Source organism: Armatimonadota bacterium, assembly GCA_035527535.1.
Lineage (GTDB): Bacteria > Armatimonadota > Hebobacteria.
Window position 1 is genome coordinate 15,066 of the sequence record DATLAK010000074.1, and the last position, 21,331, is coordinate 36,396.

The window sequence follows — 21,331 nt, forward strand, 5'->3', positions numbered from 1 at the left end:
CACCCGATAACCCAGCAGTCATTCGCACCAAGGCAGCAAATCGCCATCAGCGCCATCAGGTGGCTCGCCGTCGCTGCGACCCGCGGCAGGGATACCACTTTCCATGATGCCCCGCCATCCCGAGTATGGAGCAGCCCGTTCTGCCCAATCGCCCAGGCTTCTTTCTCCGAGACAGCCGCAATGTCCAGCAGGCGCTCGTTCGCGGTGTTCCAAGTCCACGATGCGCCCGCATCAGCCGTTCTTGCCACGGCACCCCCATGTCCTTTGGCCCAGCCGATTCTCTGATCGACAAAGTCCAACTGTATGCATCTGGCTTGTTGGTCAACCCACATTCTTCCGCCATCTGCAGTATAGAGGACGCCGGAAGGTCGTTCGAGGGCTAAGCGCGCCACCCATCCGTGCGAGGGATCCACAAACTCAAGGTCTGAGTAGGACTCTGGAGTTCCATGAATGCCCGGGTCATCAACGCGAATCGGAGCCCATTTTGCCGCCTTTGAAAGCGAACCCTTCCCGCAGCCTGGGATCGCGGCAAGCAATCCCACTATGAGGAGTGCTCCCGCGTGCGAATGGAGCACAGAAGCTAGTGCGTAGAGCGAGCCTAACCGGACTTCACCGCAATTGGTCACCTGTTACACCTCTCTGCCGTCGGCGTTTAGTGCCGCGGTACCCTCTCCCCGCAACAAGTATGCATGAGCCACTTCTCGATCATGGCTTGGGTATTGCTTTCGGTCCTCTCTATGCGATAAGGTTCTTCATTCCACAACCATACTCTAACCAGGAGCGTACCGTCGTTTAGCCATTTCATCTGGTTCTCAGTTAGGACTCTGTAGACACCTCCCAGCCTTGCGTCACGGCGTTCCCATAGGTACCCACGTATCCTGTCCGGATCGTCGATAAACTTGTTGTTGGCCTCATCAATGTGCTCCAGCGGAGTAACATCCATATGGGACTGAATGTCCTGCAAGGGGTGAAGCGCGTAACCCAGACAAGCGGCCGACAGGAGGCAGTGCGGCTCACTGCCATACCACACGGCCCTATTGAATTGCTCGTCGATGTGCCTCTTGCGACTCCCGCTTCCTTTGGGGAAGTCGAAATGCCAGCCAAGGTTTATCTCCCACGCTCCCTTCTGACCAGTGGGGATGGGTGGATAGATTATGTCGATTGTCATGGATGCCTCGCCCATGGTCTGGGCTTCAATACCCGTCGGACGTACGAAGAAATCACCGCCGCGCCACGCCTTTGTATCGTTCGCCCACTTGATCGTCATGTTACGATGAACCTTGACAAGGTGCCATAGCCCAGCAGGATCCGCCCCATTGCATGGATTGTTCCTTACATATCGGTACCAATGGGATTCGTCGCGCGCAGGATCCTCCGATATGAACCTACCCGATGACGAGTCATAGCACCGCGCACGCACATGATGGAGGCCGCCCTGCTCGATGGTCCAGTAGCCCATGCGGCCGATCCAGCGCAGGCGGTTGGGATGGTCGCCGGTGGCGACCCGCGGCACGCCGAAGGCGGTGTTGAGGTAGGTGGCAAGCGCCGCCTGGTCGGCATCGGTGAGCCGCTCGGTCGAGCCGAGGGCGTCGTAGAGGTGCCAGGCCGTCGCGCCGGCCCGGCGTTGGGAGATGAGGTTCCCCCATTCGCTGCGCTCAGGGTAAACTCCGCCCCCCGGTTCGAGGGTGTAGGCCACCTGGGTGGTTCCGCCGGCGTCGTAATCGTGCTCGGCCACGCTCAGGTTCCCATGAGTCATGGTGGTCACCCGCCCCAGGGCGTCATAGAGCCAGGTCGTGCGTTCGGCGAACGGGTTCACCAGCCATGATAGCATATTCCGGCTGTCTAGGAATACGTGGTCAACCCGCCGTCGGGGTCTGTCATCGTTGCGCGGTTGCCCACAGATAGCTGTATGTGCTCCTTCAGCGCCATCTTCTGCGCCGGTCCTTTTCGACCTGCCTTCGCCCTTGTCATGTGGGAGCCGAGCGGCCTAAGTCCCAGGGCGTCGCATCGCGGGGCGTGGTCACTCCCCCGATGGCAAGGACCGGCGCGCCTCATTCACCAGGGGCCGCGATCTCCTCCAGCGTGCGGCCGGAGCGGGCGGAGTTGGCCTGCTGCACGAGGATATCCTCGCCGGGGCGGGCGTGGTCGTCCTTTTCCTTGATCAGCAGCCAGTTGCGGTCCTCGCCCCGCCACTTCGTGCGCACCAGCACCCACCCGCCCCGGAGCTTCCGCCCGGCGAGCTGGACCTTCAGCTCGCCCCCGGCCAGCGCCGCGAGGGCGTCATCGCCCACCACCTGGTAGCTGCCCTCATCCCAGATGATGACCGTGCCGGCGCCGTACTCACCGGCGGGGATGGCGCCCTCGAAATCCGCGTATTCGAGCGGGTGGTCCTCGACCATCACCGCCAGGCGCTTGTCGGCCGGATCCACGCTCGGGCCTTTGGGCACCGCCCAGCTCTTGAGCACGCCTCCCATCTCCAGGCGCAAGTCATAGTGCAGCCGGCTGGCGGCGTGCTTATGCACGACGAAGCGCGGTTGGCCCCGACGCCGTCGGGGCCGGGGCGCGCCCTTGGGCTCGGGGGTCTGGCGGAAGTCGCGTTTGCCCTGGTATGGGTCGAGGCTCATGGACCGCTCCCGGGGGCCTCGTTCGGCGGCCCTGGGCTCGACAGCAGGCGCAGCGGGTTGAGCCACATCACCACCGCGTCCTCGCCGGTGTCGTGGTAGTAGGTGCGCATATAGGCCACCGCCTCGAACCCGTACTTCTCGTACATGCGCCGGGCGACGGCGTTGGACTCGCGCACCTCCAGCGTCACCACCTTGGCGCCCGCGTCCTCGGCCGCCTCCAACAGCGCCACCAGCAGCCGCTCGCCGATACCGCGCCGCCGACAGTCGGCCGCCACCGCCAGGGTCGTGATATGCGCCTCGTCCATGATCGCCCACATCCCCGCGTAGCCCACGACCTGGTCGCCCAGCTTCGCCACAAGGTAGCGCGCGTTGACGTTGAGCAGCTCGCGCTCGTAGGCGTCGCGCCGCCACACGGTGGGAAAGGATTCGCGCTCGATGGCGGTCACGCGCTCGATGTCTTCGCGCGTCATGGGGACGACGGCTAACTGCTCGGCCCGGCCCGGAAAGCACTGGTTGTTGATGGCCGCCACGTTGAGGTTTCGAATCCTAGGTCGCCGGTCGCTGCGCTTGCATTTCCGCCTGCGACGGTCGCAGGTACACGGGCGCAAGGCCCATGCCTTCCCCCACTTCTCCGGCCGCGAGGCGCGCCCGCGCCAGGCATCCCACCCACGAGGCGAGGTGCCAGGTGGGTTCGTGTGGCAGGAAGCGGTGCCCGACCGCCAGATCATGCAGGGGCAGGAGTGCCCGCAGTCGCGGGTGCACAGGCGCGAAGGTTACAGGTTGCCCGAGCCGCGAGAGGTGGGCCATCAGTTCGAGCGCGGGGAAGACGCGCTCCTCCAGCGGTGTCAGCTCCTGGTCGGCGCGGAAGATGCCGGCGTAGAGCTCGTCGCCGTAGGCGGGAATGAGGGCGCACGCCAGGCCGCCGGCCCCCCGCGCGGGATAGGCGCAGGCCGCCAGCGTCGAGATGCCGAAGAGGGGCAGCTCCCGCGCCAGCGCCAGCCCCTTGGCGGCGGCGACGCCGATACGGATGCCGGTAAAGGAGCCCGGGCCGCGCCCGACGGCGACAGCCGCGAGCGCTTCCACGCCCGCTCCCGTGCGCGCCAGCATCGCCTTGATGTCGGGCAGCAGGCGCTGACAGACGTCGCGGCGCGCGCCAAAGAAGAACCCGGCGCGCAGCGTGTCGCCGTCGAGCAGCGCCGCGCCGGCGATATCGGTAGCGGTTTCGATGGCCAGAATCACCGCTCGCGCTCCCCGTTGGTCGCGGCCGCTGGACCCGCGGCCAAGCCCGCCGCGACGCGGCGCAGGGCGTCGGCGGCCGCGGGCGCAATCACCGCCACGCGAATCCGGCGCGCGCGTTCGCCGCCGCCGAAGTCGAGGGCGATGTCGAGGGATACCCGGCGGCGCAGATGCGCGGGCAGGCGTTCCGCCCATTCGATGGCGACCACGCTGTCGGGAGCGATCAGGTCCTCGAGGCCGAGGTCGGCGGCCTGCTCGGGGTTGAGGCGATAGAGGTCAACGTGGTGCAGCAGCAGGCGTCCCCGGTACTGGTGAGCGATGACGAAGCTGGGGCTGGTCACCGGTTCGCGCGCCCCCAGTCCGCAGGCGAGGCCCTGGACGAAGACGGTCTTGCCCGCCCCCAGGTTGCCGCGCAGGGCCAGGACTTCTCCACCCGCGAACTCGGCGGCGAGCCGCGTCGCCAGGGCGCGCGTGTCCTCCTCGTCGTCGGTGGCGACGACCAGGCGCATCTCGCCATCGCGGTCAATACGCAACGGGATCACCTGCCAGCCGTGATCGCGGGCGCCGGCTGCGACCTCGCGCCCGCGCCGAGTCCCGGCGCCGCCGGGAAGGTGGTGGCGCCCGTCACCACCCCCCGTCTTCCCACGGCGGGCGGGTGTGCTCGATCGCCGGGGGCGCTTTGCGGCGCCGCAGACCATACCACACGGTCGCGACCACCGCGCCCACCACCAGCAGTGCCGATAGCAGCGTCAGCGCCACCGCCACGCCTTCGCCCAGGGGCGGACGCGCGGCGAAGACGGCGACGGAGAACGACAGCACCGCCGCGCCCAGCATCAGCATCGCCAGCTCCAGCCCTCTGCGCCCGCCGCGCCGTACCGCCAGCCATACCATCACCACCACAAACGCGAACACGGCGGCGACCACCGCCCGCCGCAGCCACACCAGCAGCCCCAGTATCCCTTCCACCAGAGGAACCATCGTGTCTCCGCGATCTCCCCGACGCCGCTATGCCGACGCCGCCTCCGCCAGCTTGCGGCCCAGCGCGCGGCACTCTTGCTCGATGTCCGGCGAGGGCCTGCCGCTGCAGCCAACGGCGCCCACCGGCTCAAGCTTGAAGGCCTTGCACATCCGCTCCAGGAGCTCGAGCACGACCGTCGGCGGTCCGCCCGCGCTCGCGAAGCAGGCGCACGGCCGACCGCTGACCTTGCCCTGTGACGGGTAATAGGTGCGATCGAAGAAATCCTTGAGCCCGCCCGCCATGTAGCTGAAGTAATCGGGCGAACCGACGGCCAGCCCATCGCAATCGAGCAGGTCCTCGACCGTCGCCTCCAGCCCCGTCTTGACCGACACTTCGGCTCCTGCGACCGCCCGCGCACCGTCCGCGACCGCCTCGGCCATGGCCTTGGTGTTGCCGGACAGCGAGTGATAGACAACCAGGATCTTTGCCATCGCCACACCTCCTGTGTAACCGGCGCATTGATTCGCCCCAGACCCACCCTATCCCTGTTACGCCAAGGCGACTCGCGCCCGCACCGCCTGGGCGCACCGACGACGGCCTTGCGCACGCCGTGCGCCCCTACGCGCTTGGCGAACCGAGCCCCACTTTCCGCGAACAGACCCCTCCGGGGGGTGTGACCTTGTATTGGTGGGGATGACGGGGCGCACACCCGCGCGCGACCTCGTAGGGGCAAGGCATGCCTTGCCCCTACATCCGCGCCCCGACTCCTCGGGGCGCGCCCAGGGCGATCCCCGCTTTTCGAGGTCGCCCCCGGAGCCTGCAGTGCCCCCACAGCGCGCCCGCTATGCTATAATGAATACTCTGGTTGGGGGGAGCACGCGGCGTTTCGGGGGAGGCGACATGGGCTCCATTCGACGGCCCGCGGTGGCGGGCACCTTCTATCGCAACGATCCGCACGCACTGCGCGCGGAGTTGGAGGAGTGCTTCTGCCACCATCTCGGCCCGCGCTCGGTGCCGGCCGTTGATCCCCAGGGCCAGGGTCTGGTGCGCGGCTTGCTGTGCCCGCATGCGGGGCTGCAGTATTCCGGCCCCGCGGCGGCCTGGAGCTACAAAGAGCTGGCGGGCGGCGGGGCGCCCGAGGTCATCGTCTTGGTGGGGCCTAACCACACCGGCATGGGCCAGGCGGTGGCTCTGTCGGGGGACGCCGCCTGGAGCACGCCGCTGGGTGACGTGGCGGTGGACCTGCGCGCGACCGAGCGCATCCTGGCCGAGTGCCCCGTGGCCCGTGTTGATGATGCCGCCCATCGCTTCGAGCACGCGCTCGAGGTGCAGCTTCCCTTCTTGCAGTATCTCTTGGGCGACGGCGTGCCCATCGTCCCTATCGCCCTGCGCACGGTCAGCGCCACCGCCGAGGGCGCCGCCAAGGCCCTGCGCCTGGAGCAACTGGGGCAGGCCCTCGCCGAGGCCCTGCGCGGGCGCCGCGGCCTGGTCATCGCCAGCAGCGACTTGACTCATTTCGAACCCCACGACGTAGCGACGGAGAAGGACCGGCCGGTGCTGGCGCGCGCACTCGCACTCGATGCGCCGGGGATGCTGCGCGCCGTGGATGCGCGCGGCGTGACCATGTGCGGCGTGCTCGCGGTGGCGACCATGATCTACTGCGTCAGCGCCATGGGCGCGGCAGCGGGCCGGCTGCTGACATACTACACCTCGGGCGACATCACCGGCGACAAGCGCGAGGTGGTCGGCTACGGCGCGGCCAGCTTCGCGGTGGAGCTGCCATGACTGCGGTCAGGCCTGGCGGCGTGGTGGGGCTGGCCCTCACCACCTATGAGCCTATCCGAAAAACCGGCTGACTGTCATCCCGAGCGGCAGCGAGGGATCTCGTTCCGAACCGAGATTCCTCACGGAGCTTGCCCTGAGCGGGGGCAGATTCCTCGCTGCGCTCGGAATGACGGCACGCGAAGGGTTCGGAACATGCCCGTGGAGTGTGAATTCTAGGATAGGCTCTATGTCATCTTGGCGTACATTCGGGGTGACCTATGATCTGGCTCGATCTGCTGGTGGTGACGATCATCCTCGGCGCGGCCGTCGCCCAGAGCAGACGCCAATTCGGCTCGACCCTGCTGGACCTGATGGCGGTGTTGGGCGCGGTCGGACTGGCCAGGCTGGTCGGGCCCAGGCTCGCGCGCGCCGCGGCCATTCTCCCGGCGGGGGACAACAACCAAGCGCTGGCAACCGCGGTCATGTTCGTCATCTGCGCCGTGTCGCTGCTGGTGCTGGCGGAGCTCTTCCAGAACCAGGTGCTGCTGACCCTGGAGTCCTTCGATTCGGTAGTGGGGGCGGTGCTCGGATTCGCATCGGGGGTGGCGGTGGCGCACCTGGTGCTGGTCGTCATCCTGACCGCCAATCCCGCCACTGACGCCACGAGTTGGGGCACCGTCGCACGCAAGCGTCCGGCGGTGCGACAGCTCATCTACTTCGAAGGCTATCATCAGGCCATGACCTGGCTGCGCTACGCCGGGGAACCCGAGCGGCGATCATAGCCGCCATGCACCGGCCGGCCTCGGGCCATTGGATATGAGTCGTGGAGGCCGGGCGGTGTGCTCTTGGCCTTGCGCTCGGAGCGTCGCGATGGCCGGCTGCGGCGGATGACGAATGGGCGAGATCACACTGTTCCAGGGCGACATCACGGCGCTGGAGGTTGACGCCATCGTCAACGCCGCGAACGACCACTTGTGGATGGGCGGCGGGGTGGCGGGCGCGATCAAGCGCAAGGGCGGCGTGGAGATCGAACAAGAGGCCGTGCGCCAGGGACCGGTGGAGATCGGTGAGTCGGTGGTCACGGGCGCGGGGTCGTTGCCCGCGCACTACGTCATTCACGCCGCCGTCATGGGGCAGGACCTGCAGACCGACGCCGTTAAGGTGCGCCGCGCGACGCGCTCGGCTCTGCGGCGCGCCCGCGAGTTCGGCATCGCCTCGGTCGCCCTGCCCGCGCTCGGCACCGGCGTCGGCGGCTTTCCCCTGACCGAGGCCGCCCGCATCATGATCGAGGAGGCGCGCCGGCACCTGGCGGATAAGACCTCGGTGCGCCGCATCACCTTCTCCCTCTTCGACCGCGAAGCCTACGATGCGTTCGAGCGCGAGCTCGAGCAATAGAACGGCCGTCCCCGGCGGGCGCCGGCGGGCGCCGCAGCAAGTCAGCCGCCGGGCGGCGATGACGCCGGCGCTGCGCTTCACCTCGTTCGTCACGGGAAGGAGTGCGGCTGCAAGTCCATCTCGACCACGGTCGTGCTCACGCCGGGATCCACCGCCGCCTGCCTCCACTTGACGGGGCCGACCTCGGGCGCGAACCACAGGTCGAGGTAGCCCCCCGCCGGCGGCGACGGAGCGATGTGCACCTTCATCGCGTCGTACTCGACCGCGCCCACGGTGACCGTCTCCGCCGTCACCGTCGCCTGCGCGGCCGCGTCCAGCAGCGACGCCACCTGCCACGTCTGCCCCGCCGCCGGCGGCAGCATCAGCAGCTTCGCCGGCGTCGGCAGCACCTCGAGCGCCTGCCCCGGCTCTTGGATGCCCGCCAGCGTCAGCTCGGTCGCGCCGCGGTGCAGGTAGAGCTTGGTATTCGACGGATCGCTCTCACTCCAGACAAAGGTGTCCAGCCCGCCCAACTGCTCGGTGCCGGTGATGGTCGCGGTGATGGTGGACTCCTGCGGCGGGTTGGGCACCCCGCCGTCCGGGGTCATCTGCACGATGCGATGATAAGTCCACGTCGCGCCCACCTTCAGCGGCGCGTAGTCGGCGAGAACGGCGTAGATGGTGAAGTGGCTGACCTGCGCCTCGGCGCTGCGCCGGTCGCCGGCGACCACGGCGTCAAACAAGCTGTCACCCCAACCGCCGTCATGTTCCCACAGCGTCAGCGTCCGTCCCGCGGGCAGGCGCGCGCTCAGCGGGAACGTGATGCTCACCGGGAACGCGAACTGCGTGACCCCCGAGACCTCGAACTGCCCCGCTGCCATCACCGCCAGTCCGTTGGGGGGCGTGGGGAGCTGGGCCGCGCCCAGCGGCGCGACCAGGAACTCCACCGCCGCCGGCACTGCCCACAGCGGCACGTCAACCACGATGCCGCCCGTCTCCAGCCGTCCGCCCGCCGGGCCGATCAGCCCCGACACCGCCCCGGGCACCGCGTCTCCGCCGCCACCACAGCCGGCCACCGCCAGCGCCGTCGCGGCGGCCAGCATCACTGCTATCACCACGCGCCACATGGCAGACATCCTCCTCACCGCTTCGACGAAATCCCGCCCCCTGCGGTTCCTTCGCCGCGCCCATCGCGGATTCCCTCAACCGCTGCGGTCGGCGGCTCGAGGCCAAGGTAGGCGAGTTCGCCTTGGTACGTGATCTTCTTCCGCTCCTGAATATAGCGTGTGGTCGCGGTCCTGTAAGGCAGCCACAAGGCGCTGGCATAGACCACCGACCCGGCGCTCACGACGAGCAGTACGACCGCCAGGGCGCCTGTGCACTGCGCGAAGAACTCCGGCAGCTGCTCCCGTGCGCGCTTGCGGCGCCGCAGCCACCCGACTACGACCATGATCACTGCCAACAGTGGCAAGCCCGCTCCCGCCGCGAACGCCGGCCAGTCCGACTCCGAGATCACCCGCAGATACGCCGGCCTCTCGCTCGATAGTGCGCCGCCCAGGAACGCCGCCGCCACAAGGACAAAGCCAATCGCCAGCCCCCGTATCTGCGTCGCCCAGCGCGCTGAGCGCGACCATGCTCGGGTTGCCCATGCGAACAGGTAGGCAACGCCGCCCAGCGCCAGCCACCCCCCAGCGGCGAGCACGAAGGTGAGTGCATCAGCCAATCGGGCCAAAGCCGTATACCAGACGAAGAAGCTGTTTTCGCGCTTGATCGCCGCAGACAGCTCCTGGCGCCACTTCTCCAGCGTGGGACGCGCTGACGCGATCTCCTCCGCCATGTCGGGGCGGCCATGGTCGCGCAGATAGACTTCCAGCTTGGCCTGCCGAGCACGCCGCAAGAGCCGGGCTCGACGCGACCGCTCGCGGTCCGTCAGGTCAGGTCCGGACGGGCCCAGCTTGGCCTCAACTGCTGCCAGCTCGGCGGGCGTCAGCGCGTCAGAGGCCCCGATGCTCCAGAGGGCGGAGCCGAGCATCGCGTCCGTTGCGGTGTAGCCCTCCGCCATCAGAAGCCGGCCCAGGTGCAGCACGCACCTCCGCAGGAACACGGCGCGCTCGACTTCTCCCCGCCGCTGCGCCTCGACCGCCATGGCGGTCAGCAACCACGCCAGTTCGCGGAAGGCTCGGCTGGCGCCAAGCGCCCGGTAGGACATCAAGTCGGCCTCTACCGTTGCCGACAGTCCGGGCAACGCCCGAGCGTACGCCTCATACAGCGCGATCTGAGCCTCGCGCTGGCCTAAGCCCCAATGGTTCTTGGTGAGCGCCGCGCTGAGGAACGCGGTCGCGTGGCCGTCGCGATGCTCCGCCAGCGCCAGGTATGCGAGGAGGTAGTCCGGGGCGGCATTGTTGGGGTCCAGCGACCGCGCCTGGCGCAAAGCGTCTGGCGCCTTCGCGATGACGCGGCGCTGCTCAGGCGTCAGCGGCTTAGCCCACGGCCTCGCCAGTGCGGCTCGTTCCGGGTACACGCCGGCTAACTCGTCATAGCGGCCGAGCGGCACCCGAGTCGCGAGCATCGCTCCGAGCATCAGGTGGGGGGCGGCCCACTCGGGGCTGAGCTTGAAGACGCGCGAAAAGGCGTCCTCGTTCACCCGCACGGAATCGGTCGCGGCCCAGCTTGTGCGCAGGGCCAGCGCCAGCCAGGCCTGCGCGTCACTCGGTCGCTGGCGGGCTTGCCGCTCGATCAGCGCCTTATCCTTGCGGCGGGCACGCTCGCCGCCCTCAAATATCAGGGATTCCCTGCGCAGGTGCGCAATGGGAACAAGAATCAGGAATGCCGCCGCCGCGATGACAACGATCAGCGAGATCCATGTGACGCACGCATACCTGCGCATCGCACCCTCCCTCGGCCCGCGCCCCAGCGGCCTTCAGAGTCCCAGCCCGTAAGCGCGACGCGCCGGCTTGTATTGACCTGTCGCCACTGCCAAAGCGGTCGCCCCTAGGTTCGGGTTCCTGTGCGCAATCTGAGTGATCCGCGAATCGTCTCGCTCCGCCCTCACCGCCCGTGCGCGGCGAGGATGCGTTCGATGAGGCGGGTGGTGGAGCTCTCGGGCAGCGGCGGGATAAGATGCACCTCGCCGCCGTAGGATTCGACCAGGTTCCTCTCCTCCTGGTTCATGGTCGCCTTGGTGTAGTCGCCGCCCTTGACGAAGACCTCGGGGCGCAGCAGGCGCACCAGCACCTCCGAGGTCGCCTCGGGGAAGATGACCACCAGGTCCACACTGGCGAGCGCCGCCAGGGTCTGAGCGCGTTCCGTCTCGCTGACGATGGGGCGCGCCGGCCCCTTGAGCGCGGTCACCGAGCGGTCGCTGTTGAGGCCGACGATAAGGAAGTCGCCGAGCGCCCGCGCCTGCTCCAGGTACAGCGCGTGGCCGGCGTGCAGCAGGTCGAAGCAGCCGTTGGTGAAGGCGATGCGCTTGCCCTGCGCGCGCAGGTCGGCGGCGATCTGCGCCGCCTGCTCGCGAGATACGATCTTGTCGCGCAGTGACACCGGAGGCTTCTCCCGCGGCAGGGGCGGCCAGGCTCCGACTCGTCAGCGCCGCCGCCGCGGCCATACGTGGCTAGGGCCGACGAATCGGCCCGCCACGGCGGTCTGCAGAGCAGACCTAGCCGCCTAGCCATTCGCGAACCGCCCCTACGATACAGCGTAGCGTTCGACGCAGCGGGGGAAAGCCCTGTACGGGCGCATGGCCATGCGCCCGTACATTCATGCGGCCTCGGCCTCCGGCGCCGGGATGCCCTCCGCCTCGGCGACGAGGGCGGTGCAGACGGTATTGCCGCCCAGCCGCTGCGCCAGGTAGCACGCCTGCTGGGTGACGTTGACCAGCTCGCGATCGCTGGCCGCGTCCGCCGGGAAGGTGGCGACGCCGAGGCTGGCAGTCAGGCAGTCGGGAAAACCGTGCTCTTGTACGACCGCGCGGATACGCTCGGCCAGGGCGATGGCGTGACGGGTGGTGCAGTGGGGGAGGATGATGGCAAACTCGTCGCCGCCGCAGCGGGCCACGAAATCGCTGCGTCGCGTAGTCTCCATGAGCAGGCGCGCCATCGTAATCAGCACCTCGTCGCCGTGGCGCCGCCCATAGACCTCGTTGTGACGACTGAGGGCGTCCACATCCAGCAGGATCAGCGACAGCAGGCTCCCCGACTCTCCGGCCGCCTGCACCTGCGCCTCGATCGCGACATGAAAATGGCGAGCGTTGTAGATGCCGGTGAGGGGGTCGGTGACCGCGACGCGCTCGAGGAACGCGGTCGCCTCGGCGAGCGGATGGCGAAAGGGCGGCATCTCCTCCGCCTGCGACCCCGCAGGGGGAAGCGGAAGCGGGCGCCCCACCTCGCGCAGCTCCGCGTCCGCCCACTGCTTGTGCCGCAGCAAACCGGCGGACAGCCCGCGCCACAGCATGACCTCGGCGAGCAGCCGGCTCGCCTGCAGCAAGGCCAAGGCGCGCTGATCTGACGCCTGGCCGGCGAGGTGCTTATCCAGGGCCGCGGCGTGGATGCGCGCGACATCCGCGGGGCCGATCTCGTTCTCCGCCAGCCGGCGGCCGAGGACCGCGGCATCGTTGCCGGCTTGCTCCTGGTCATCGCCCGAGAGGGCGCGCGCGAGCAATCGCTGGTAGTCGCATTTGACGTCCATAGAGAATGCGAAGCCTCCGTCGGAACCGTGCTTGGCGAACGTAACGGTCGCGCTGCTGCGTCGTGCGCAACCGCCATGGAGGTGATTCCACAACGGGCCGCCTGCATGGTGGCGCGTAGGCCCGGCGAATGCGCGGCAATGTCCGGTCCTCGGACAAGGCCGCCAGTTATCCGGGCTGGTCTGCGCCGGGGGGGAGAAGCTCCGCCACGGTGACGCCGGCGGCGCCTTCCTCGCGCCGCGCCGGGCGATAGCCGCGCACCAGGGGATGCTTGCTCAGTAGCTCGCGGGCGGCGTTGCGCACCGCGAAGGTGCCCATGCCATGCACGATGCGCACCTCGTTCAGCCCCGCCAGCACCGCGTCGTCGAGGTACTTCTCCAACACCTCCAGCGCCTCCGCCACCCGCATCCCCCGCAGGTGAATCTCCGGCGGCACGGCGCGAGCCTTCTCCAGATGTGGGGTTAGCTCAACCAGCGCATCCGGGACCTGCCGCAAGTCCTCCAATCGCACGCGGAGCTTGAGGATCCCCACCTGCACCTCCGCCATGCCCTCCTCGTCCGCCATGCCCAGCGCCGTGCCCCGCTGTCCGACCGTGCGTACGAATACCGCATCGCCGGGGCGGATGGAGGTGACCGGGCGTGTCGGCTCCGGCGCCAGGGGGGGCGCGGTGGGCGGTACCGCAGGGACGGGCAGGGCCTGCTCGACCCGCTCGCCGGCGCGGGCAAGCTCGGTCTGGGCAGTGTGCGCGGTACGGTCGGCGGTGGCGCGCGTCGGCTTGCGGCGGGCCTCCTGCTGCAGGCGCTCGATGATCTCAGCCGCCTGCCGGCGCGTCTCGTTGAGCACCTGCGAGGCCTCGCGCCGAGCCTCCCGCAGCACCTCTTGGCGCTTGGATTCCAGCTCGCGCAGGCGGCGCTCCAGGTCCTCCCGCAGCCCCTGCATCTCGCGCCGCTCGCGCTCGGCGGCGGCGCGCTCGGCCTGCAGGCGCCGCTGCGCCTCCTCGATGCCCCGGATGGCGTCCTCCATCACCGTTTGCGTCTGGCCGAGTCTGGCGCGGGCGCCGGCGACGAGGTCCGGCGGCAGCCCCAGCCGCCCCGCGATGGCGAAGGCGTTGCTGCTGCCGGGCAAACCGAGGCGCAGGTGATACGTGGGCATCAGCGTCTCCGGGTCGAACTCGACGCTGGCGTTCTCAATGCCGGGCTGGGCATAGGCGAACGCCTTGAGCTCCCCATAGTGAGTGGTCACCACCGTGCGCGCGCCGCGCACGAGCAGCTCCGTCAGCACCGCCTTGGCCAGCGCCGAGCCCTCCGCCGGGTCGGTGCCGGCGCCGATCTCATCCAAGAGCACCAGCGCATTCGCCGCCGCGGGCACCTGCCGCATGACGGCGACGATCTGCGCCATGTGCGAGGAGAAGGTCGAGAGGCTCTGCTGGATGCTCTGCTCGTCGCCGATGTCGGCGAAAACCTGGGCGAACACCGCCAGGCGGCTCCCCTGCTTCGCCGGCACGTGCAGCCCGGACTGCGCCATCAGCGTCAGCAGACCCACGGTCTTGAGGCTCACCGTCTTGCCGCCGGTGTTGGGGCCGGTGATGACGAGCGCGGTGAAGCCCTCGCCGACGCTGATGTCAATCGGCACCACCTCCCCGGCGAGCAGGGGGTGGCGCGCGGCGAGGAGGTCAACTACTCTGTCGGCGTTGAGCTGCGGCTCCACGCAGCCCTGCGCCTGGCTGAGGGCGGCGCGCGCGAAAATGAGATCGAGCGTGCCCAACACCTCCAAGGTCGCCCCCAGTCGGGGCGCGGCCGCTCCCACCATGGCGCTGAGGCCGGCGAGGATGCGCCGCAGCTCGCGTTCCTCTTCCTCGCGCGCCTGGGCGAGGTCGTTGCCAAGCTCCACCAGCGCCAGCGGCTCCATGAAGACGGTGGCGCCGCTGGCGGAGGTGCCGTGGATGATGCCGCGGAACTCGCTGCGGAACTCGCTGCGGACGGGAATGCAGTAACGGCCGGAGCGCGTCGTCATCAGCGGGTCTTGGATCATGCGCTGGTACTGGGGGCTGCGCAGCATGCGCTGCAGGCGCTGCTCCAGCGTCGCGCGCAGGGAACGCGCCCGCTGGCGCAGGCGCGCCAGCTCGTCACTGGCGTCATCGCGCACCTCGGCGCGAGAGTCTATGCAGCGCCCGATCTCGTCCTCCAGGCTCCGGAAGTCGCCAAGGGCACGCGCGTGGGCGGCAAGCGCGGGCGCTGCCGCCTCGCGCCCCAGCAAGTGAGCTCGCAGCCGCCGCGCCGCGAAGGCGGTGCCCGCGATGTCGAGGAGCACCCCCGGTTCCAGCACCTGGGACTTGGCGGCACCGCGCAGCGCCTCGCGGACATCGCGCACGCCCCCCAGCGGCGGCGAACCGTCGCTCTCGGCCAGGGCGCGCGCCTCGGTCGTCTCCTGCTGCCAGGTGCGGGCGACCTCCAACCGCGTCGCCGGCTGCAGCGCCCGGGCGCGTTCCTTCCCCAGCGCCGAGGCGGCGTGCCCGGCTATCATCTCCCGGATGCGGTCAAACTCCAGAACTCGCAGCGTCCGCGCGTCCATCCCTCAGTCCCGCCTGCTCATTTCGCCGCCGCCGAGGGTTATCCCCGCCGCGGTTTGCGCCGGGCGGACAGAAACGCGGGTGCCCCTGGGCCGCAGGTGGCGGCGGCGAGAGAAGCGCGAACGAAGACCGCAGGGGGTGGGGGAGACCTAAAGCCCATGCCGGGGGAAGATAAGGCGCTTGACCTGGGCCACCGAGTCCTCGGCCATGGCTCTGACCTCGGCGCGAAGGTCGTCCTCGAACTGCGGAACGTCGGTGTCGTGCAGGCGGCCGTCGCTGTCGGGATAGCGCGCGGCCAGCGCAGCCGGGATCTCATCAGGCAACTCCACGCCGGCCATGACCCCGAACGCCAGGCTCCACGCGCGCGGCACCACCTGCAGGTCATATCCGCCGCCGCCAACCGCGATCCATTTGCCCGGCAGGTCGCGGATCATCGCCACCACTTCGGTGAAGCCGCGGGTGGTGAGCGCGAGATGCGTCAGCGGGTCGCGATAGTGCGAATCCGCGCCGAGCTGGCTCACCACGAAGTCGGGGGCGAAGGCGGCCACCAGCGGCGGCACGATTTCGCGGACGGCCCAGGTGTAGGTCTCGTCGTCGGTGTACGGCGCCAGCGGCACATTGACCGAGCAGCCCACACCCTCCTGCGCTCCCATCTCCTCCACCTCTCCCGTATGCGGGAACAGGTAGCGCCCCGTCTCGTGCAGCGAGATGGTCAGCACGCGGTTGGAGTCGTAGAACGCCTCCTGCACGCCGTCGCCGTGGTGGGCGTCTATGTCAAGGTAGGCGACTCTGGCGTCGCCGTCGGTGCGCTCGAGGACATGAGCGATGGCGATGGCGGGATCGTTGAACACGCAGAATCCCGCGGCGCGGTTGCGATGGGCGTGATGCAGCCCCCCGCCGATATTGAACGCCACCGCGCTCTTGCCGTCGAGCACGAGGTCTGCGGCCAGCAGCGAGCCGCCGACGCACAGCGCCGAGGCTTCGTACATCCCGGGGAAGAGCGGGTTGTCCGGGGTGTCGAGACCGTAACGCCGCGGCAGATCAACGCGCTTCCCTTCCCCCAGCGCGCGGACGACCTCGATGTATTCGTTCGAGTGTACCGTCAGCAGGTCGCGCTTGTCGGGCAGGCTCGGCTCGTCCCAATTGATGTCGGGGGGAGAGGGCACGACTCCGTATGCCTGAAGCAAATCGAAGGTCAGCTCGAGGCGCTCGGGGCGCAGGGGGTGGCCGGCGCCTATGCTGTAACCGGAGAGCTTGGGGCTGTGAATCAGGGTCGCACGTTTCATCACATCACCGGGGGCCAGTATAGCCGCCGCTCACAAGCAGCGTCAAGGCGAAGCGCTGAGGGAGCTGAGGGTCGTTGTGCAGGCCGGGGTTATGGGCTATAATGTGGCCGATCGGATACCAGCCAACGCCGGGGGGGCGACCGGAGGGAACCATGACCGAGGCCGGACATGTCGAACACGAAGTCCGCAAGGCGCTGGACGAGGACGAGACCACTGCCGGGCTCGATCTGTCCGTGAAGTATGTCAACGGCGTCGTTTTCCTCGACGGCGCTGTAGCCACCGCCGAGCTGCGCGCGGCTGCGGCGGGCGTAGCGGGCAAGGTGGAAAGCGTGGCCTTCGTCCGCAATCGCCTGCAGATCAAGCCCGACCATCACACCACCCGCGAGCTCTTCCGCGAGGGCGAGGGAAGATAGCCGCCTGCGCGGGTCAACGATGAATGGGCGCGAGATAAGCGCCTCTTCGGCGGCTAGGCCCGATGGGCCGCCGTGGCGGGCCGACTCGTCGGCCCTAGCCACTTCGTTCAGCACAAGGACTTCACCGAAGTCGCGCCCAATGATGGAGTGCGGAGACGGGGCAGCGGCCCGGGCACCGCGCCCCGGCGGGCATGCGAGGGTTGACCATGGAAGCACGCGAGCTGATGACCAAGGACGTCGTCACCGTTGCCCCGGACACGCCGGTGTCGGAGATCGCCAAGCTGCTGTCGGCGCACCACATCGGGGGCGCGCCGGTGGTTGACGCCGAGGGAAAGCTGCAAGGCATCGTCAGCGAGGCGGACCTGGTGGTGCGGGCGGCGCGGCCGCATTTTCCGCGTTACATCCCATTCCTCGAGGGGATAATATTCCTGGAGAACCCGGCGCACTACGAGCGGGAAGTGCGCAAGATGCTGGCGGCGACCGCGGCCGACATCATGACCGAGAAAGTGATCACGGCGTCGCCCAGCGCGTCGCTGGAGCAATTGGCGACGCTGATGACCGAGCGCAACATCAACCGCGTGGTGATAACCGATGGCGAGCGTGTCGTCGGCATCGTCACCCGCGGGGACATCGTTCGTAACCTCGCGGCGGCCGGGTAGGCGGATGGGGGCGGGGCCGCCCACGAGCGGACGGCCCCGCAGCCGCGGCGGAAGCAAATGATGCCACGGTCGGCCACACATCGGTCAGCTCTGGCGTGGGCGTTCGGTATCGGTCTGGCGATGGCGGCGCTCTCCCTGCGCGGCGCCTTGAGCGGCCTCGAATGGCGGGCATACGACCTCCAGCTAGCCGCCCGCACCTCCGACGACCCGCAGCACGACATCATCATCGTGATGGTGGACGACGCGTGCCTCGACCCGGAGCGCCTGGGACCATGGCCGTGGCCGATGTCCCATCATGCGCAGCTCGTCCGCCGCCTGACCGAGGGCCACCCCCGGGCGATCGTGTTCGACCTGCTGTTCTTCGGCCAGCCCCGGGCGGGGTCGGAGGAGTTCGCGCGGGCGCTGCGCGCGGCGCGGAATGTCTATCTCGCCGTGTGCTTCGTGGAGGGTAGGCGGCCGCTGCGGGTGGGGCGTTACGGCGTGCGCATGTCGGAGCTGCGCGCGCCGCCGGCGCAGATCGCCTCCGCCGCCGCGGGGTTGGGCGCGGTCAATGTCTTCCCCGAGCGCGACGGCGTCGTGCGCGGCGCGCCGATGGTAGTGGAGCACGCGGGTCAGCCTTTCCCCTCCCTGATGCTGCGAGTTGCCGCCGACCTTCTGGACGCGCCGAGCGAGCCGCGCTTCTCGTCCGGCGGGCGCGATCTACGCCTGCGAGACCGGTCGCTTCCCCTCAACCGTGCGCGCGAAATGCTTATCTCTTACGGGGGCGGCTATCGGCATTTCCCGGTGGTACGCTATGCCGACGTGCTGGAGGGCAAGGTACCGTTGGAGCTCTTCCGCAACCGGGTCGTCTTCGTCGGCTTCAGCGCCACGGGGCTGTCCGACACGCGACCGACGCCGCTGGCGCCGGCGTGCCCGGGGGTGGAGATCAACGCGCACGTCCTGCGTACCATCCTGAGCGGGGACTTCATCCGTCCGCTGGGGAGCCTCGGCAACGCCCTAGTGGCGCTGGGGATCGCGATCGCGCTGGGGCTGGCGCTGCCGCGCCTGCGCCCCGGGGGAGCCATGATCGCGGGGGCGGCGACGGGCCTGGGAGTGGTCGCGGTGAGCGCCTACCTGTTCCGGACGGCGGGGCTGTGGACGAATGCGGTAACCCCCGCGCTCACAGCAGCGATGGTTGGACTGGTGGTTGCCGCGCACGGCCACCGCGCGAGCGACCGGGAGAAGATTCGCCTGGAGTCGAGCCTCGGCGCCTTGGCGCTGGCGACGCGCATGATCGCCGCCAGCACCTCTCGCCGGCCGGTGCTGGACGCCGTCCGCGAGGAGATAACCCAGCTTGCAGGCGCGCGCCGGACCGACATCTACTTGCTCGACGCCGATGCCGACGAGCTGGTGCTGGTGGGCAGCGAGCGCACGGCGCGAGTGCCCCTGGGCGCGGGAGCGCTGGGGCGGGTGGGGCGCGAGGGGGTACCGCTGGTGGCGGATGCGAGCGGCGATCTCGTCCTCTCGCGCGAGGTGGCGCGGGCGGCGGACTTCATGGTGGGACCGGTTGCCTTGATCCCCCTGCGGCAGCACGACCGGGTGATGGGCGTCGTCCAGGTGGTGCGCGAGCCCAGCCGGGAGCCCTTCGGGGAGCGCGATCTGGAGTTGCTCAACGCGCTGTCGCAGGAGGCGGCGGTGGCGCTGGAAAACGTCGAGCTCTACGAGAAGCTCGAGGGCAAGATCGAGCTCGCCGACCGCGAGCTGGTGCGCGCTAACTCGCAGCTCCGCCTGGAGAAGGACCGGGTAGAGGCGCTGCTGGAGAACATGGCGGACGGGGTCATCATGACCGACATGCAGGGGCGCGTCCTCTATGTCAACCCGGCGGCGCAGCGCATGTTCAGAGTGGGCCGGCGCGAGGTCGAGGGGCAGCCCTTGGCGCGGCATTTCGCGATCGCGGGCCTGCAGGAGGTGATCGAGGCCGCGCGCGCCGAGCCCGGGCGTCTCGCGAGCGGGCAAGTGGTGATCGAGGAGCCGAAGCGGCTGGTGCTGAGCGCGAGCGCCGATGTCATCGCCGGCGACCAGGGGCGGTCGGTGGGAGTGGTGACGGTGCTCAGCGACGTCACCTTGCTGCAGGAGCTGTCGGACATGAAGACGGAGTTCGTGTCCCTGGTGTCGCACGAGCTGCGCACCCCCTTGACCTCCATCCAGGGGTTCGCGCAGACCTTGCGCGCCGACGCCGAGGGGCACTTCGACGCCGAGACGCGGGCGGAGTTCCTCGAGATCATCGAGACCGAATGCCACCGGCTGTTGAGCATGATCAACGAGCTGCTCGACGCCTCCCGCATCGAGGCGGGGCGGGCACTGCCCATGAACTGGGGGCGGGTGGACATGCCGGCGATGGTGGAGCGAATGGTGAAGCTGAACGCGGCCACCGCGGCTGAGCATAGTTTCGAGGTGGATTTCCCGCCCGCCTTCCCTGTCATCGACGCCGACGCCGACCGCATCGAGCAGGTCTTGACCAACATCATCTCCAACGCCATCAAGTACTCCCCCGGAGGTGGTCAGGTCCGCATCAGCGGCCGGCCGCAGGACGACGGCCGGGTGCTGATATCGGTGGCGGACGAGGGGCTGGGGATGACCGAGGCGCAGATGGGGCTGCTGTTCCAGCGCTATCAGCGCATCGAGAGCGATGCCTCCAAACGCATCCGCGGCACCGGCCTGGGGCTCTATCTCACCAAGGGGCTGGTGGAAGCTCACGGCGGGCGCGTCTGGGCGCGCAGCGACGGCCCGGGCAAGGGCTCGGAATTCTCGTTTGTGCTGCCCGTGAGCCGGGTAGGAGAAGAACCGGAGGGGGTCGCCCCATCGCCGGGCGGCGACTAGGCTTGGCATGTACAGATCCGCCGTCATCCTCATCGTCGCTTTCGTGCTGCTGCTGTTGATGCTGATAGTAGTGGCGCAGACGGTGGTAGTGGTGGAGATGCTGGCGGTGGTGGATGAGCGCGCGGGGACGGTGCAGGTGGTGCGCGGGGGGGACTCGCGCCCGGCGGAGATCGGCATGTTGGTGCGCGCGGGGGAGCGCATTCGCACCGGCGCCGGCGCCCGCGTCGGCCTGCACTGGGCCGACGGCTCCCGCGTCGAGCTGGGGCCGGACAGCGAATTCGTCATCCAGCGCTGCCGGCTCAATAAGGCCAAGCATACCCGCCGCTCGTCGTTTCGCCTCAACCTCGGCGAGATCTGGATCCGCGTCCGTGGCGCGCTCGAGCCGGGCTCCAAGTTCGAGGTGGAAACCCCGACCATCGTCGCCGCCGTGCGCGGCACGATGTTCAACGTCAAGGTCGCGCCCGACGGCACCACGCAACTGCAGGTTTACCGCGGCGAGGTCGAGATCAGCGGCAGCGATAGCGGCGCCACCCGCGATGTGCAATCAGGCGGGTGCGCCGTCGTCAGCCGGCGTGGTTTCGACCTCCGGGGCATGTCGGAGGCGGAAAAGCAGAGCTGGCAGGAGGTGGGAGACATCACCGGGCCGCTGCTGGAGGTGATGGAGCCGGCAGCCGGCACCTCCACCTCCATGGCGCTGGCCCCGGTGCGCGGGCGTACCGAGGATGGCGTCGCCGTCGCCGTCAACGGCGAGCGCGTGCGCGTCGGCCGGAAGGGCACGTTCCGTGGGCGCGCGCGCCTGGTTGAAGGGCAGAACGTGGTCACCATCGTTGCCACCCTGGCCAATCTGACGACGAGCGTTCAGCGCGAGGTCACGTACGTCAATCCCACACGGGAGATCGTTGCGA

20 protein-coding genes are annotated in these 21,331 nt (G+C 69.0%); 7 read left to right on the plus strand and 13 right to left on the minus strand.

Going from position 1 to position 21,331, the window contains the following annotated elements:
• Positions 1-652: 652 nt before the first annotated feature.
• The 7 genes from VM221_04990 to VM221_05020 all read right to left on the minus strand — a co-directional run bounded on the left by VM221_04990 (position 653) and on the right by VM221_05020 (position 5,309).
• Positions 653-1,831, minus strand: a complete 1,179-nt coding sequence (locus VM221_04990) for an RHS repeat-associated core domain-containing protein (protein HUT74178.1) — start codon at positions 1,829-1,831, stop codon at positions 653-655.
• A 220-nt stretch (positions 1,832-2,051) separates the two neighbouring features.
• The gene (locus VM221_04995; protein ID HUT74179.1) at positions 2,052-2,624 is read right to left on the minus strand and encodes a DNA polymerase ligase N-terminal domain-containing protein; all 573 of its coding nucleotides are present in this window, start codon (positions 2,622-2,624) and stop codon (positions 2,052-2,054) included.
• On the minus strand, positions 2,621-3,154 hold the full coding sequence (gene rimI, locus VM221_05000) for a ribosomal protein S18-alanine N-acetyltransferase (GenBank protein ID HUT74180.1): 534 nt from the start codon (positions 3,152-3,154) through the stop codon (positions 2,621-2,623). The genes VM221_04995 and rimI overlap by 4 nt, the downstream gene beginning before the upstream one ends.
• A gap of 16 nt (positions 3,155-3,170) precedes the next feature.
• Positions 3,171-3,863: a tRNA (adenosine(37)-N6)-threonylcarbamoyltransferase complex dimerization subunit type 1 TsaB gene (gene tsaB, locus VM221_05005; GenBank protein ID HUT74181.1), complete on the minus strand. Its 693-nt coding sequence runs from the start codon at positions 3,861-3,863 to the stop codon at positions 3,171-3,173.
• Positions 3,860-4,393 carry a tRNA (adenosine(37)-N6)-threonylcarbamoyltransferase complex ATPase subunit type 1 TsaE gene (gene tsaE / locus VM221_05010; protein HUT74182.1) on the minus strand — a complete coding sequence of 178 codons (534 nt, stop codon included), beginning with the start codon at positions 4,391-4,393 and terminating at the stop codon, positions 3,860-3,862. The genes tsaB and tsaE overlap by 4 nt, the downstream gene beginning before the upstream one ends.
• A gap of 91 nt (positions 4,394-4,484) precedes the next feature.
• Complete coding sequence (locus VM221_05015; protein HUT74183.1) at positions 4,485-4,838, minus strand: hypothetical protein; 354 nt, start codon at positions 4,836-4,838, stop codon at positions 4,485-4,487.
• A 27-nt stretch (positions 4,839-4,865) separates the two neighbouring features.
• Positions 4,866-5,309: an NAD(P)H-dependent oxidoreductase gene (locus VM221_05020; protein HUT74184.1), complete on the minus strand. Its 444-nt coding sequence runs from the start codon at positions 5,307-5,309 to the stop codon at positions 4,866-4,868.
• A 409-nt stretch (positions 5,310-5,718) separates the two neighbouring features.
• On the opposite strand from VM221_05020, the gene amrB reads away from it, so the two are divergent.
• The 3 genes from amrB to VM221_05035 all read left to right on the plus strand — a co-directional run bounded on the left by amrB (position 5,719) and on the right by VM221_05035 (position 7,977).
• Complete coding sequence (amrB, locus tag VM221_05025) at positions 5,719-6,603, plus strand: AmmeMemoRadiSam system protein B (protein HUT74185.1); 885 nt, start codon at positions 5,719-5,721, stop codon at positions 6,601-6,603.
• A gap of 257 nt (positions 6,604-6,860) precedes the next feature.
• Complete coding sequence (locus tag VM221_05030; GenBank protein ID HUT74186.1) at positions 6,861-7,364, plus strand: CvpA family protein; 504 nt, start codon at positions 6,861-6,863, stop codon at positions 7,362-7,364.
• A gap of 112 nt (positions 7,365-7,476) precedes the next feature.
• Positions 7,477-7,977 (plus strand): macro domain-containing protein, encoded by a 501-nt coding sequence (locus VM221_05035; protein ID HUT74187.1) that lies wholly within the window; start codon positions 7,477-7,479, stop codon positions 7,975-7,977.
• Between the two features lie 89 nt (positions 7,978-8,066).
• On the opposite strand, the gene VM221_05040 is transcribed toward VM221_05035, so the two are convergent.
• The 6 genes from VM221_05040 to VM221_05065 all read right to left on the minus strand — a co-directional run bounded on the left by VM221_05040 (position 8,067) and on the right by VM221_05065 (position 16,495).
• The gene (locus VM221_05040) at positions 8,067-9,092 is read right to left on the minus strand and encodes a hypothetical protein (GenBank protein ID HUT74188.1); all 1,026 of its coding nucleotides are present in this window, start codon (positions 9,090-9,092) and stop codon (positions 8,067-8,069) included.
• A 5-nt stretch (positions 9,093-9,097) separates the two neighbouring features.
• Positions 9,098-10,843, minus strand: a complete 1,746-nt coding sequence (locus tag VM221_05045; GenBank protein ID HUT74189.1) for a hypothetical protein — start codon at positions 10,841-10,843, stop codon at positions 9,098-9,100.
• A 161-nt stretch (positions 10,844-11,004) separates the two neighbouring features.
• The gene (gene rfaE2, locus VM221_05050; protein HUT74190.1) at positions 11,005-11,499 is read right to left on the minus strand and encodes a D-glycero-beta-D-manno-heptose 1-phosphate adenylyltransferase; all 495 of its coding nucleotides are present in this window, start codon (positions 11,497-11,499) and stop codon (positions 11,005-11,007) included.
• Positions 11,500-11,715: 216 nt separating this feature from the next.
• On the minus strand, positions 11,716-12,642 hold the full coding sequence (locus VM221_05055; GenBank protein HUT74191.1) for a GGDEF domain-containing protein: 927 nt from the start codon (positions 12,640-12,642) through the stop codon (positions 11,716-11,718).
• Between the two features lie 166 nt (positions 12,643-12,808).
• On the minus strand, positions 12,809-15,211 hold the full coding sequence (locus VM221_05060) for an endonuclease MutS2 (protein ID HUT74192.1): 2,403 nt from the start codon (positions 15,209-15,211) through the stop codon (positions 12,809-12,811).
• 147 nt (positions 15,212-15,358) lie between these two features.
• Positions 15,359-16,495: an acetoin utilization protein AcuC gene (locus VM221_05065; protein HUT74193.1), complete on the minus strand. Its 1,137-nt coding sequence runs from the start codon at positions 16,493-16,495 to the stop codon at positions 15,359-15,361.
• A gap of 152 nt (positions 16,496-16,647) precedes the next feature.
• Between VM221_05065 and VM221_05070 the strand changes: the two genes are divergently transcribed.
• From VM221_05070 to VM221_05085, 4 genes are all read left to right on the plus strand, one after another.
• Positions 16,648-16,908 carry a BON domain-containing protein gene (locus VM221_05070; GenBank protein ID HUT74194.1) on the plus strand — a complete coding sequence of 87 codons (261 nt, stop codon included), beginning with the start codon at positions 16,648-16,650 and terminating at the stop codon, positions 16,906-16,908.
• 206 nt (positions 16,909-17,114) lie between these two features.
• The gene (locus tag VM221_05075; protein HUT74195.1) at positions 17,115-17,567 is read left to right on the plus strand and encodes a CBS domain-containing protein; all 453 of its coding nucleotides are present in this window, start codon (positions 17,115-17,117) and stop codon (positions 17,565-17,567) included.
• A 57-nt stretch (positions 17,568-17,624) separates the two neighbouring features.
• A complete protein-coding gene (locus VM221_05080; protein HUT74196.1) occupies positions 17,625-20,426 on the plus strand; it encodes a CHASE2 domain-containing protein in 2,802 nt (933 codons plus the stop codon).
• Between the two features lie 7 nt (positions 20,427-20,433).
• Positions 20,434-21,331, plus strand: an 898-nt coding sequence (locus tag VM221_05085) for a FecR domain-containing protein (protein HUT74197.1), incomplete at its 3' end; no start/stop codon positions are given.